Genomic DNA, 13,687 nt, shown 5'->3' on the forward strand with positions numbered 1-13,687 from the left:
CTGGTTATTTCAGGTCGATGTATGACAGGAGACAACTCGGTCGGCCCCCTCTCCCTCCCAGAGGGAGAGGGGACCGATTGGGGGATATTGAAGAAATACACCGACTTGAACGCTCTGCTTTGAATCCATAATCGACTGGTTATTTCAGGTCGATGTATGACAGGAGACAACTCGGTCGGCCCCCCTCTCCCTCCGGGAGAGGGCTGGGGTGAGGGTGCTTTTCGCTTTTCAGACCTTGAACTGATTGATCAACCGCCGCTGCTGCTCAGCCAATTTGGTCAAATCCGCGCTCGCCGAACTCGACTCATCCGCACCGCCCGCCACTTCATTGGCCACTTGCCCGATGTTGATCACATTGCGGTTGATGTCATCCGCCACCGCGCTCTGTTCTTCGGCCGCACTGGCAATCTGCGTGTTCATGTCGTTGATCACCGACACCGCCTGAGTAATCGTTTCCAGCGCTTGAGCCGCTTTCGCCGCGTGCTGCACGCTTTCATCGGTACGGTTCTGGCTGTCTTCCATGACCCGCACGACATCGCGGGTGCCCTGTTGCAGTTGCTGGATCATGCTCTGGATTTCTTCGGTGGCCTTCTGGGTCTTCTGCGCCAGATTGCGCACCTCGTCCGCCACCACGGCAAAACCGCGCCCTTGTTCGCCGGCACGCGCCGCTTCGATCGCCGCGTTCAGCGCCAGCAGGTTGGTCTGTTCGGCGATCCCGCGAATCGCGGTGAGGATCGCGTTGATGTTCTCGCTGTCCTTGGCCAGGGCCTGCACCACCTCCACGGCTTTGCCGATTTCCACCGCCAGCACGCCAATCGAATTCGAGGTGTCACGGACAATCTGCATGCCTTGCCCTGCGGCCTGATCCGCATGGCTGGCGGCTTGCGCGGCCTGGGTGGCGTTGCGCGCGACGTCTTGCGCAGTCGCGGTCATTTCCTGCACGGCGGTGGCGACCTGATCGATCTCGGCCATTTGTTTCTGAATGCCGATGTTGGTGCGAATTGCGATGTCGGCGGTGTGTTCAGAGGAATCGCTGACGCTCTGCACCGACGTCACCACCTGCGTGATCATCGCCTGCAACTTGGCGAGGAAGGTGTTGAAGCCCTTGGCAATCGAGCCGAGCTCATCGCTGCGATCACTGCTCAAGCGACGAGTCAGATCGCCTTCACCTTTGGCGATGTCATCCAGCATGGCGACCATTTGCTTGAGTGGTCGGGCGATGCCGTGACCGACCAGCCAGATCACCAGCAGGCCGACGCCGGCGATGATCAGACCGACGATGGCCATGCCGAAGGTATCGGATTTGCGCTGGGCATCGAGGTCGGCCTGGAGCTTCTGCAGATCCGCCATCACTGCGTTCAGTGGCAATTGCAGCATCAAGGTCCAGCGGGCGTCGGTCTGGCCGATGCCGAACGGCAGGTACAACTCGATGCGGCCCTTGTCCTTGTTGACCGAGTAGGTGACTTCGCCGCGCTTGAGATTGGCCATGTTGGCGATCTGCTCGGCGTCGAGGATGTCGCTGACCTTCTCACCGAACTTGCTTGGGTCCTTGGTGTAGGCAACGATCCGGCCGTTGCCGCCGATCAGGGCCATTTGCCCGGCACCGCTGTAGAGTTTCTGGTTGGCGCCGAGGAGCATGTCCTGGATGAAGTTCACCGACAGGTCGGCGCCGACAATGCCCTGGAATGCGCCGTTGAGCATGATCGGCTCAATGAACGAGGCGAGCATGACGATCTTGTCGCCGACCTTGTACGGCGCCGGATCGATCACGCAGGATTTTTTGCTCTCTTTCGAGCACAGGTAGTATTCGCTGGCGCGCACGCCGGTGGACAGGACTTTCTGGTCGTCGACGTCCGCCAGTTTGTCCAGGCCGAGGGTGCCGTCGTCGTTGCGGAACCACCATGGCAGGAAGCGCCCGTTGGCTGCGTCGATACCCACCACGCTGGTGCCGACGTAGGCTGCGTCATTGTGGTCCAGTGCGTTCTTTTCCCAGCCGATGTAAGTGCCGAGAATCTTCGGATTCTTCTCGACGTTCTCTTTGATCAGGCTGATCAACTGCTCGCGGCTGACGGTCAGGCGCGGCTGACCATCGGCGCCCGGCGTGCCGAGCAGGGCGTTGACGCGCACCAGTCCGCCGGCAATCAGCAGCGGCGCTTCGAGTTCGCGCTGGATCTGGCTGACCTGGGTCTGCGCCAGCGAGGTCAGGCGTTGTTCGATGACTTGCTCGAACTGCGCCTGCGTGCGCTGTTGCACCATCTCTTGCGTACGGGCGCCGGAAAACAGCGCGTACAGCACCAGCGCGGCGACCACGCTGAGGACAATGGCGCCGGCCAGGGCGGCGACGGAAAACTGGATCGACTTGAACTTCATGGGAGCTCCGCACGCAAGAGGACGTCTGCGCTGTTGTATCGGCAGCAGGCATTGCGCCATGAGTGCTGAGCGGAACAATGGGGCGGGGGATGTCGCAAATGGATCGGTGTGCGACGCAGTGGTAGCGGGTTCGCCGGTCGCTGTGAATTTTTTACGACAGGGGTGGTGGGAAACGTCGAAAAGACACTGCAACACGTCTGTTGTATCTGGCGTCGATACAATTACCCGCCTAGGATACGCGCATGTTTTCAGGGAGCTTTTGAATGAACAAGACATTGGTTGTAAGTGCACTGAGCGCAGCGCTGTTGCTGGCCGGTTGTCAGTCGGTCAACACCACCAGCGGCGGAGCCGTGGGGGTGGAGCGCAAGCAGTACATGTTCAGCATGCTGTCCTCGCAAGAGGTCGACCAGATGTATGCCCAGTCCTATCAGAAGACCGTTGGCGAAGCGTCGAGCAAAGGCGTGCTGGACAAGAGCAGCCCGGAGGCCAAGCGGGTTCAGGCGATTGCCAACCGGCTGATCGCCCAGGCGCCGAATTTCCGCCCCGATGCCGCGCAATGGCAGTGGGAGGTCAACCTGATCAAGAGCGATGAGCTCAACGCCAACTGCGGTCCTGGCGGCAAGATCATTTTCTACACCGGGCTGATCGACAGCCTGAAACTCACCGACGATGAAATCGCCGCAGTGATGGGCCATGAAATCGCCCACGCCCTGCGCGAGCACGGTCGTGAAGCGATGTCCAAGGCTTACGGGATCGAAATGGCCAAGCAGGGCGCTGGCGCGTTGTTCGGTCTGGGTCAGGACAGTCTGGCGCTGGCCGACACCGTCGCCAACTACGGCATGACCTTGCCCAACAGCCGCGCCAACGAAAACGAAGCCGACCTGATCGGCCTCGAACTGGCCGCCCGCGCCGGGTACAACCCGAATGCCGCGATCACCCTGTGGAACAAGATGAGCAAGGCCTCGGAAGGCGCACCGCCAGAGTTCATGAGTACCCACCCGGCCTCGGCCAGCCGGATCGCCTCGTTGCAGGCGGCGATTCCGAAGGTCATGCCGCTGTACGAGAAAGCCCCGAAATCCTGAGTCCGTCGCAGTTCCTGTGCCTGATGGGATTGATTGTGGTGAAGGGATTGATTGTGGCGAGGGGATTTATCCCCGATGGGGTGCGAAGCGCGCCCAAAACCTGATGTCTCAGAGTGTCAGGCATACCGCAGTTTAGGTTTGGGGCTGCTTCGCAGCCCCATCGGGGATAAATCCCCTCGCCACAGGTTGTGGGTAGTTCAGTAGATGAAGTTAAACCCAGCCACTGCTCTGCATCGCCTTGTACACCGCAACGATCGCCAGAATGAAGAACGCCGAAGCCGCCAGGCGACGGATCAAGGTCAGCGGCAATTTGTCCGCGGCAAAATTACCCGCCAATACCACCGGCACGTTGGCAATCAACATGCCCGCCGTCGTACCGATAATTACCAGCCACAGCTCAGGGTATTGCGCCGCAAGCATCACCGTGGCGACCTGAGTCTTGTCGCCCATTTCGGCCAGGAAGAACGCGATCAGCGTCGTCAGGAAAGGCCCGAACTTGCGCGCAGTGCTGGCTTCATCGTCGTCCATCTTGTCCGGGACCAGGGTCCACAGGGCAGTGGCGGTGAAGCTTGCGGCGAGAATCCAGTGCAGGACCGAGTCTGAGAAGAAACTGCCGAACCAGGCGCCTACCGCACCGGCTGCTGCGTGGTTGGCCAAGGTCGCGGCGACGATACCGGCAATGATCGGCCAGGGTTTGCGAAAGCGAGCGGCGAGAATCAGCGCGAGCAGTTGCGTCTTGTCGCCGATTTCGGCCAAGGCAACGATTGCGGTGGGAACGAGTAATGAGTCCAGCATCAGGATTTCCTAAGGGGCGGGTCGACACGGCTATGACACGTACAGCCTTCCCGCCCCGGGTAAGGTGTGCGTGTCATAGGTCTTGTCAAACCCTGCGATCCGTCTGGTGCGGACGCTTGGGTCGCATACGCCATGATCTGAGGATCAAGTATGTTGACGTATGCCGGACGAGCTTGGCGCTCGTGGGAGACTACTCCCCTAGGACGGAGCGGATTCTGCCTAGGCAGAACCCATTCGGCAAGTGCTAATTTTCAGCCACGCTTGGCGCGGTAGATGCGGAAACCATTGCCTTCAGCCTTGATCGCACACACGCCCAGATGCTCTTCGATCAGTGGCTGATACTTCAGGAAGCTGTTCGCGACCAAGCGCAGTTCGCCGCCGTTTTTCAGATGTTTCGCCGCTTTTCGCAGCAAGTTTTCGGTGGCGAAATAATCGGTATGAACCCCGACATGGAACGGCGGGGTGCTCAGAATCGCGTTCAAACCCATCGGCGCGGCGTCGATGCCATCACCGGTCAGCACCTCCGCTTCCAGACCGTTGGCAGCCAATGTCAGGCGACTGCTGGCGGCGGCGAACGCATCGACGTCGAGCAAAGTGACCTGATTGTGCGGATACCGACGTTTTACCGCAGCGCCCAACACGCCCGCTCCACAACCGAAATCCAGCAGATGACCGCTCGGCAGTTTGTCCAGATGCTCCAGCAGCAGGGCGCTGCCGCGATCCAGTCGACCATGGCTGAACACGCCCGGCAGGCTGATGACTTTCAACGGGCCTTCGGCCAGCGGCAACTCATAGGTCTGCGCCAGGCTTTCCAGTGATTTGGCTTGCGGCGCGTTGGCCACGGTGACCTGCCACAGTTGGCAATGGCGCGCGCTGTCAAGTTTGCGTGGTTTGCCGAACGGGTTGAGCTGTTTCGATGCGCCTTCGATACCGCTGCGCTTTTCCCCGACCAGAAACACCTCACGCCCGGCCAGACGCGCGGCCACGGCGTTGAGGATGTAGTCGGTCAAATCCTTGGACTTGGGCAAAAACACCACGGCGCTGTCGAACTCGCGCTCCGGCACGTTCACGCCAAAGTGGCTGCGACCTTCGAAGCGCACATCGAGTGCGGCCTGGTCACCGGCATGCCAGCACCAGCCGAACGCATTGGGCAGGCGCCCGAGCAAATCGTCGGCGGGCAAACCGGCCAACAACAGCGAACCCTGGAATAACTCGGGCTGACGAAGCAGTACTTCACTGCGCGGATCCATAACTGCTCCTTGGAAAAAAGTGCCGCAGTTTATCAACTGACGACCCGCAGCGCTTTACCGCTGAAGAACGCCTGCGCGTTTTCGCTCAATTGGCCGACGATGCGCTGCCGCGCCTCGCGACTGCCCCAGGCGTTGTGCGGGGTGACTATAAGGCGTGGAATATCGGCGGCCAGCAATGGATTGCCGTTGACCGGTGGTTCGACGCTCAGCACATCGGTGGCCGCGCCGCCGAGATGGCCGTTGCGCAAAGCATCAGCCAGGGCTTGTTCGTCGATCAGACCTCCACGGGCGGTGTTGACCACAAAGGCGCCGGGTTTCATCGCCGCCAGTTCGTGTGCACCGATGAAGTGCCGGGTGTGTTCGTTGAGCGGGCAATGCAGGGTCAGGGCGTCGATCTGTGGCAGTAACGCCTCCAGCGGCAGGCGATCCGCGCGGGCAGGGCGGCCCGGAATCTGCCCGAGCAGTACGCGCATGCCAAATGCTTCGGCCAGTCGCGCGACGGCGCCGCCGAGTTCGCCGTGACCGAGCAGGCCGAGGGTTTTGCCTTCCAGTTCGACGATCGGGTAGTCCAGCAGGCAGAACTGTTTTGCCTGCTGCCAGCGACCTTCGCCCACCGCTTTCTGGTAGTCAGCCAGGCGCGTGGCGAGGTTGAGCAGCAACATGATCGTGTGTTGCGCCACCGACGGCGTGCCGTAACCCTGACAGTTGCACACGGTGATGCCGTGGGAGCGGGCCGCTTCCAGATCGACGTTGTTGGTGCCGGTGGCGGTGATCAGGATCAGCTTCAGATCGGGGTTGGCGGCCATCGCGGCGGCGTCGATACGGATCTTGTTGGTGATCGCCACGGTGGCACCTTGCAGGCGCTCGCTGACCTGTTCGGGCAAGGTCTGGGCGAACAGTTGCAGGTCGCTGAAGCAGGCGCGCAACGGGCTGAGGTCGAGATCGCCGAGATCCAGAGACGGGTGATCAAGGAATACGGCGCGGCGCGGGTTCGTCATCAACTGTACCTTTTGTGCGGTGAACGGAAGGCGTAATCTGCCGAGCCTACCAGATGAAACAATTGGTTACGCACAGCGCCCGAAAGTCTCATGCGATACATCGCCAAGTGAATAACTTTGTGGCGAGGGGATTTATCACCGATGGCTGCGAAGCAGCCCCAAAAACATTTTTTTTGGGTGTTTCAGGCGCACCGCAAGCAATGGGTTTGCGACTGCTGCGCAGTCGGTCGGGGATAAATCCCCTCACCACAGTAACTGCGTTTCCTACAGATTTTTTAATAGACCAAGCTGCCCCAGAGGAGCCCCCATGTACTGGACCGAGTTCTTGACCGTTGCACTGATCCATCTGCTGGCCGTGGCCAGCCCGGGCCCGGACTTTGCCGTGGTGGTGCGCGAGAGCGTGACCCATGGCCGACGCGCGGGCACCTGGACCGCATTGGGCGTAGGCACGGCGATTTTCCTGCACGTGGGCTATTCGCTGTTGGGCATCGGCCTGATCGTGTCGCAGTCGATCGTGCTGTTCAACGCGTTGAAATGGGCGGCTGCCGCTTACCTGCTGTACATCGGCTTCAAGGCCTTGCGCGCGCAACCGGCGAAACCCGTCACTGACGATCTGCACAAGGAGGCCGGTGTACGTACCGCGCGCGGCGCTTTCACTTCTGGCTTCGTCACCAACGGCCTGAACCCGAAAGCCACGCTGTTCTTCCTCTCGCTGTTCACCGTGGTGATCAACCCGCACACCCCGCTGGCGGTGCAGGCCGGTTACGGGGTTTACCTCGCCGTTGCGACGGCTGTCTGGTTCTGCCTGGTGGCGATGCTGTTCAGTCAGCAACGCGTGCGTGCCGGTTTCGCCCGCATGGGCCACTGGTTCGACCGCACCATGGGCGCGGTGCTGATCGCCATCGGCGTGAAACTCGCGTTCACCGAGATGCACTGAGTAAGCACCGCGATCAACTGTGTGTGCGGGCTTGCTCGCGAATGCGTCGGATCAGTCGACTTCAGAGGTGACTGGAAGACCGCTTTCGCGAGCAAGCCCGCTCCCACAGGGGAGCGAGGCGATTCCTACAACAGTTCGCTGAGTTTGCTCAGGTTGTTGAGGTATTCGCGCGGATTCTCCCCGAGCAAACGGCGAAACATCGCGCTGAACGCCCGCGCGCTGCCGTAACCCAAGTCCCGTGCCACGCTTTGCACGCTGTCCCCGGCGAGCAGGCGCGGCAGGGCTTCCATCAGGCGCAGTTGCTGGCGCCAGGCGTTGAAGCTCATCTTCAGTTGTCGTTGGAACAGCCGCGCCAGGGTGCGTGAGCTGGCACCGACCTGTTGCGCCCAGTCTTCCAGGGTGTTGGGGTGATCGGGTGTGTGCAGCAGCGCCAGACAGATGTTCTGCAGGCGCCGGTCAGTCGGCATCGGAATGTGCAGCGGCAGGTTTTCCAGGCTGGCCAGTTCTTCCAGCATCAACTGCTGGATCAGCGGATTGTCCGCGTGCGGCGGGCCCTGTACGGCGCGCAGGATCAACTCGCGCAGCAGCGGCGTTACCGCCAGCACGCAGCACTGTTGCAGGCTGGCCGGTGACAGCTCGGGGGCGATGAACAGTGAGCGCATCTGCACGTCGCCGGACATGAATATCTCGTGTGCGACTTGTGGCGCAATCCACACCGCGCGGCTCGGCGGAATCACCCAGGCACCCAGGTCGGTGACCACGCGCATGATCCCTCTGACGGCATACAGCAACTGCGCCTCGCGGTGCAGGTGCAGCGGCTGGTGTGCGCCGTCCAGATAATCCCGGGGATAGGCACTCACCGGGCCGTGTTCGAAATGGGTGATTAACATGTCTGATTCGATGACTTGGTTGGCAGGTATGCGCTTTGTCGCCAACTTAGCATAGAGCCGCTGACAACCATCCGCCCATAACAAACACAAGCGTGCCGCCATGAACCAATCTCGAAACGTCATACGTTATGTCAACGCCGCCCATGTGATCGATCACATGTTCATGCTGATTTTTCCCGCCGCCGTGCTCGGCATGACCCAGGCTTTTGGTCTCGACTACGCCGCGCTGATCGGCCTGTCGCTGGGCGGCTTCATTGCCTTTGGCGCCTGCTCGCTACCGGCTGGCTGGTTAGGTGATCACTGGAGTCGGCGGCAGATGATGCTGGTGTTTTTCTTCGGCATTGGCGCCTCGGCGATCTTCACCGGGCTGAGCACTGGCCCGACGATGCTGGTAGTGGGGCTGACCCTGATTGGCATTTTTGCAGCGATCTATCACCCGGTGGGCACCGCTATGCTGGTGGCTTATGCACAGAACCGTGGGCGGGAGATCGGCATCAACGGCATGTGGGGCAACCTTGGCGTGGCGTTTTCGGCGCTGATCACCGGGTTGCTGGTGGCGCAGTTCGGCTGGCGTTCAGCGTTCGTGTTACCGGGGGTGGTGGCAATTGTGCTGGGAATCGGTTTTGCCTTGCAGGTGCGTGAGGAGCCGATCCCGCGGCGTCCGCACACCGCCCTGAAAGGCGTTGCGGGGCAACGGATTTCGATGGTCATGGTGTTCACGGTGCTGGCGCTGGCCACTGCCACCGGCGGCGTGGTGTTCAATGCCACGACCATGACCTACCCGAAGCTGTTTCAGGAGCGTCTGCATGACTTGTTCGCCTCGCCGCAAACCCTTGGCGTGGTGGTCAGCCTGGCGTACGCCTTCGGTGCGGTGGCGCAATTGAGCATCGGCCAGGTGCTGCACCGGGTCAGCCTGAAATGGCCGTTTATTGTGTTGACGCTGTTTCAGGCGCCGCTGTTGTACGCCATGGCGTATGTCGATGGCTGGGCAGTGATCGTGCTCGGTGCGGCGTTCATGTTCGTGGTGTTCGGTCAGGTGACGGTGAACGATTCGATGGTCGCCAATTTCGTTGCGCCGCAGTGGCAGTCACGGGTCTTCGCCCTGCGTTACTGCCTGTCGTTCGGCGCCAGCGCAACGGCGATTCCGCTGATTGCCTATGTCGAACCGCGCCATGGTTTTGTCGGGCTTTACTTGATTCTGGCGGGTTTCGGCGCGTTGACCTTCCTCGCTGCCGTGTTTTTCCCACGCACTCCTTCCGAAGCGGCTGTAGGGCAAACGGCCTGATCGGCGCTGAATACCGGCAAATGCTGGCGCAAAGCTAGCATTTGTACGGTTCTGCAAATCATTCCTTTGGCTGATTTGGCTGGGGTATAACGGCTCTAGAGTAATGCTCTCTACGCCAACACCGTGCAGCCAGAAAAGGGATTCATATGTTGCAGACTCGCGTCATTCCCCCGGCCGATGGGGCCTACCAGTATCCATTGCTGATCAAACGGCTGCTGATGTCCGGCGCCCGTTACGAGAAAACCCGCGAGATCATCTACCGAGACCAGTTGCGCTACAGCTATCCGACCCTGATCGAGCGCGTGGCGCGGCTAGCCAACGTGTTGACGGCGGCCGGGGTGAAGGCGGGTGACACAGTGGCGGTGATGGACTGGGACAGCCATCGCTACCTGGAATGCATGTTCGCCATCCCGATGATCGGCGCGGTGATCCACACCATCAACGTGCGCCTCTCGCCGGAGCAGATCCTCTACACCATGAACCACGCCGAGGACCGCTTTGTGCTGGTCAACAGCGAGTTTGTCGGGCTGTACCAGGCCATCGCGCCGCACCTGACCACGGTGGAGAAAACCCTGCTGCTGACCGATCTGCCGGAGAAGACTGCCGAGCTGCCGAACCTGGTCGGCGAGTACGAGCAACTGCTGGCCGCCGCCAGCACGCAGTACGACTTCCAGGACTTCGACGAAAACTCGGTCGCCACCACGTTCTACACCACCGGCACCACCGGCAACCCGAAGGGCGTGTACTTCACCCATCGGCAACTGGTGCTGCACACCATGGGCGTGTCGACCATCATGGGCGCGATCGACAGCGTGCGGCTGCTCGGCACCAACGACGTGTACATGCCGATTACCCCGATGTTCCATGTGCATGCCTGGGGCCTGCCATACGTGGCGACCATGCTCGGGCTCAAGCAGGTTTATCCGGGGCGTTACGACCCTGAATTCCTGGTCGAGCTGTGGCGCAAGGAGAAGGTCACGTTCTCCCACTGCGTGCCGACCATCCTGCAAATGCTGCTCAACGCCAAAGGCGCGCAGGGCACCGATTTTGGTGGCTGGAAAATCGTCATCGGTGGCAGCGCGCTCAATCGCACGTTGTATGAAACCGCCAAGTCCCGGGGCATTCAACTGACGGCGGCGTACGGCATGTCGGAGACCGGGCCACTGGTCTCATGCGCGCATCTGAATGACGAACTGATGGCCGGCACCGAAGACGAGCGCACCACTTACCGGATCAAGGCCGGTGTGCCGGGGCCGCTGGTCGAAGCGGCGATTGTCGATGCCGAGGGTAACTTTCTCCCGGCCGACGGCGAGACCCAGGGTGAACTGGTGCTGCGTGCGCCGTGGCTCACCGAAGGTTATTTCAACGAGCCGCAGAAGGGCGCCGAACTGTGGGCTGGTGGCTGGTTGCACACCGGTGATGTGGCGACACTCGACAGCATGGGCGTGATCGACATCCGTGACCGGATCAAAGACGTAATCAAGACCGGCGGCGAGTGGATTTCCTCGCTGGACCTCGAGGACCTGATCAGCCGTCACGCGGCGGTACGTGAAGTAGCAGTGGTGGGCATCGCCGATCCGCAGTGGGGCGAGCGCCCGTTTGCGCTGCTGGTGATCCGCGAAGGGCACATGATCGGCGCGCGCGAGCTCAAGGAACACCTCAAGCCATTCGTGGAGTTGGGGCACCTGAGCAAGTGGGCGATTCCGAGCCAGATCGCCCTTGTTACGGAAATTCCCAAGACCAGTGTCGGTAAACTCGACAAGAAGCGCATCCGCCTCGACATCACCGAATGGCAGGCCAACAACAGCACCTTCCTCTCGACGCTCTGAGCGTCTGCTGGCGCGCCGAAAACGGCGCGCCAGACCCACCAAGCAAGCGCTTGGCTTGTTAAATTCAAATTTTCAGCCATCCTTGCGAGGCCGACATGTGTCGGACTGGCGAAAGGACTGTTCCAGAGTGGCCGGCAGCTGCAAATCACACTTTAGAGGGATCAAGCAATACCACCTGCTGGCTATAGTCCGCTCAAGGATTTTTAAGAACGGGGCACACGCACAACACGGGGCGATGCAACTTTGGAGTGACGTCGGGCGGCTACTGGCTCCCGGTCTTCCAGGCGTTTTTAAAAGTACTCACTGCCATAACAATAATGCACATGGAGTAGCGTCGATGACATCAGTAAACCAGTTCTGGCGCCGGGCTAAACTGCCTCTGGCCGTCAGTCTTGCCTCTACGCTCGCCGGGCCCGCATTCGGCGTCAGTTTCAACGTCGGTGAAATCGAAGGTCAGTTCGACTCCTCGCTCTCCCTGGGCATGAGTATTTCGACTCAGCAGCCGAACAAGGATCTTATTGGTGTCAACAACGGCGGCAAGGGCCTGTCCCAGACTTCCGACAACGGTCACCTGAACTTCAAGAGCGGCCAGGCCTTCTCGAAGATCTTCAAGGGCATCCATGATCTCGAACTGAAATACGGTGACACCGGGGTCTTCGTCCGGGGCAAATACTGGTACGACTTCGCGCTGCAGAACCAGGACCTGGAATACAAGGACGTCAGCAACCACAACCGTGATGTCGCGGCGCGTTCTTCCGGCGGGCAGATCCTCGACGCCTTCGTTTACCACAACTACTCGATTGCCGATGAGCCAGGTTCGGTGCGTCTGGGCAAGCAGGTGGTGAACTGGGGTGAAAGTACCTTCATCGGCGGCGGCATCAACTCGATCAACCCGATCGACGTTTCCGCGTTCCGCCGTCCGGGTGCCGAGATCAAGGAAGGCCTGATCCCGGTCAACATGTTCTACGTGTCCCAGAGCATCACCGAAAACCTCTCGGCCGAAGGTTTCTACCAGATCGACTGGCAGAAAACCGTGACCGACAACTGCGGCACGTTCTTCTCGCAGCCGGACATCGTGACCACCGGTTGCGACGACAACCTGCGAGTCCTGAACAAGCGTTCGACGATTCCGGGCATCGCGCTCGGCCCGTTGGCCAACGCTGGCGTCGACGTCAACGATGAAGGTGTGCTGGTGCGCCGTTCGCCTAACCGCAATGCGCGTGACAGCGGGCAGTGGGGCGTGTCTGCCAAGTACATGTTCGACCCGCTGGCCACCGAGTTCGGTGCCTACTTCATGAACTACCACAGCCGTGCGCCGATCTTCAGCGCCACCGGTGCGCCGCAGTCGATTTATAACGGCGTCAAGGCGTTGCCAGGGCCGTTCCAGGCGCTGGGGCCGCTGGTGGTCGCGGGCAACTCGGAATACTTCATCGAATACCCTGAAGACATTCGCCTGTACGGTCTGAGCTTCTCCACCACCCTGCCTACCGGTACGGCGTGGAGCGGTGAGGTCAGCTACCGGCCGAATGCGCCGGTGCAGTTGAACTCCACCGACATCCTGTTCGCCGGCGTGCGGCCGCTGGGTGGCGCGTTGACCAATGCGTCGATCCTCAACGGTGTGCCTGGCCAGGACCTGCACGGCTACAACCGCAAAGAGATCACCCAACTGCAAACCACCCTGACGCACTTCTTCGATCAGGTGATGGGTGCCAACCGTCTGACCCTGGTAGGTGAAGTCGGTGTGACCCACGTCGGTGGCCTGGAAAGCAAATCCGAAGCCCGTTACGGCCGCGACCCAGTGTTCGGTCCGGGTGAGTTGCCATCGACCGGCGGCCTCAACACCTGCTCGCAGATCCTCAACACCTCCACCATCAACGGTGCCGGCCCAGGGGCTTCGCGCGACAACGTTTCCAGCAACTGCAACAACGACGGTTTCACCACGGCCACCTCGTGGGGCTATCGCGCTCGCGCCATCTGGGATTACAGCGACGTGTTCGCCGGTGTGAACCTCAAGCCGAACGTAGCCTGGTCGCACGACGTGAAAGGCTACTCGCCAGGCCCTGGCGGCAACTTCGAGGAAGGTCGCAAAGCGATCAGCCTCGGTCTGGATGCCGAATACCAGAACACCTACACCGCGAGTCTGGCCTACACCAACTTCTTTGGTGGCGACTACAGCACAGTGGATGATCGCGACTTCGTTGCCCTCAGCGTTGGCGTGAACTTCTAAGCAGAGTTTTTTCAGGACGAACAT

General features: G+C 60.7%; 10 protein-coding genes, 1 pseudogene and 1 riboswitch. Of the genes and pseudogenes, 5 read left to right on the forward strand and 6 right to left on the reverse strand.

Features of this window, described 5'->3' with window-relative positions; all coding sequences use genetic code 11:
* Positions 1 to 228: 228 nt before the first annotated feature.
* Both PseAD21_RS30310 and PseAD21_RS30315 read right to left on the reverse strand, forming a co-directional pair.
* Positions 229 to 1,071 carry a methyl-accepting chemotaxis protein gene (locus tag PseAD21_RS30310; protein WP_371859066.1) on the reverse strand — a complete coding sequence of 281 codons (843 nt, stop codon included), beginning with the start codon at positions 1,069 to 1,071 and terminating at the stop codon, positions 229 to 231.
* A 12-nt stretch (positions 1,072 to 1,083) separates the two neighbouring features.
* Positions 1,084 to 2,646: pseudogene (locus PseAD21_RS30315) on the reverse strand (HAMP domain-containing protein); the annotation flags it as partial.
* Between PseAD21_RS30315 and PseAD21_RS16285 the strand changes: the two are divergent.
* Positions 2,634 to 3,452: a M48 family metallopeptidase gene (locus PseAD21_RS16285; RefSeq protein ID WP_102356565.1), complete on the forward strand. Its 819-nt coding sequence runs from the start codon at positions 2,634 to 2,636 to the stop codon at positions 3,450 to 3,452. The pseudogene PseAD21_RS30315 and the gene PseAD21_RS16285 sit on opposite strands and share 13 nt — an antisense overlap.
* Before the next feature lie 210 nt (positions 3,453 to 3,662).
* Here PseAD21_RS16285 and PseAD21_RS16290 read toward each other — a convergent pair whose 3' ends face one another.
* The 3 genes from PseAD21_RS16290 to PseAD21_RS16300 form a co-directional block, all read right to left on the reverse strand.
* Complete coding sequence (locus PseAD21_RS16290) at positions 3,663 to 4,247, reverse strand: TMEM165/GDT1 family protein (protein WP_102356566.1); 585 nt, start codon at positions 4,245 to 4,247, stop codon at positions 3,663 to 3,665.
* 88 nt (positions 4,248 to 4,335) lie between these two features.
* A riboswitch (yybP-ykoY riboswitch) is annotated at positions 4,336 to 4,458 on the reverse strand.
* A gap of 40 nt (positions 4,459 to 4,498) precedes the next feature.
* Positions 4,499 to 5,497: a class I SAM-dependent methyltransferase gene (locus PseAD21_RS16295; protein WP_102356567.1), complete on the reverse strand. Its 999-nt coding sequence runs from the start codon at positions 5,495 to 5,497 to the stop codon at positions 4,499 to 4,501.
* Between the two features lie 32 nt (positions 5,498 to 5,529).
* Positions 5,530 to 6,495 carry a 2-hydroxyacid dehydrogenase gene (locus tag PseAD21_RS16300; protein ID WP_102356568.1) on the reverse strand — a complete coding sequence of 322 codons (966 nt, stop codon included), beginning with the start codon at positions 6,493 to 6,495 and terminating at the stop codon, positions 5,530 to 5,532.
* A 307-nt stretch (positions 6,496 to 6,802) separates the two neighbouring features.
* On the opposite strand from PseAD21_RS16300, the gene PseAD21_RS16305 reads away from it, so the two are divergent.
* On the forward strand, positions 6,803 to 7,432 hold the full coding sequence (locus PseAD21_RS16305) for a LysE family translocator (RefSeq protein ID WP_102356569.1): 630 nt from the start codon (positions 6,803 to 6,805) through the stop codon (positions 7,430 to 7,432).
* Positions 7,433 to 7,557: 125 nt separating this feature from the next.
* Here PseAD21_RS16305 and PseAD21_RS16310 read toward each other — a convergent pair whose 3' ends face one another.
* Positions 7,558 to 8,322: a helix-turn-helix domain-containing protein gene (locus PseAD21_RS16310; protein WP_102356570.1), complete on the reverse strand. Its 765-nt coding sequence runs from the start codon at positions 8,320 to 8,322 to the stop codon at positions 7,558 to 7,560.
* A 100-nt stretch (positions 8,323 to 8,422) separates the two neighbouring features.
* Here PseAD21_RS16310 and PseAD21_RS16315 point away from each other — a divergent pair, with 100 nt between their 5' ends.
* From PseAD21_RS16315 to PseAD21_RS16325, 3 genes are all read left to right on the forward strand, one after another.
* A complete protein-coding gene (locus PseAD21_RS16315; protein WP_102356571.1) occupies positions 8,423 to 9,607 on the forward strand; it encodes an MFS transporter in 1,185 nt (394 codons plus the stop codon).
* Between the two features lie 146 nt (positions 9,608 to 9,753).
* Complete coding sequence (locus PseAD21_RS16320; protein ID WP_102356572.1) at positions 9,754 to 11,436, forward strand: fatty acid--CoA ligase; 1,683 nt, start codon at positions 9,754 to 9,756, stop codon at positions 11,434 to 11,436.
* Between the two features lie 337 nt (positions 11,437 to 11,773).
* Positions 11,774 to 13,663 (forward strand): DUF1302 domain-containing protein, encoded by a 1,890-nt coding sequence (locus tag PseAD21_RS16325; protein WP_102356573.1) that lies wholly within the window; start codon positions 11,774 to 11,776, stop codon positions 13,661 to 13,663.
* Positions 13,664 to 13,687 lie beyond the last annotated feature (24 nt).

Source organism: Pseudomonas sp. AD21 (assembly GCF_002878485.1).
In the GTDB taxonomy this organism is placed as follows: domain Bacteria; phylum Pseudomonadota; class Gammaproteobacteria; order Pseudomonadales; family Pseudomonadaceae; genus Aquipseudomonas.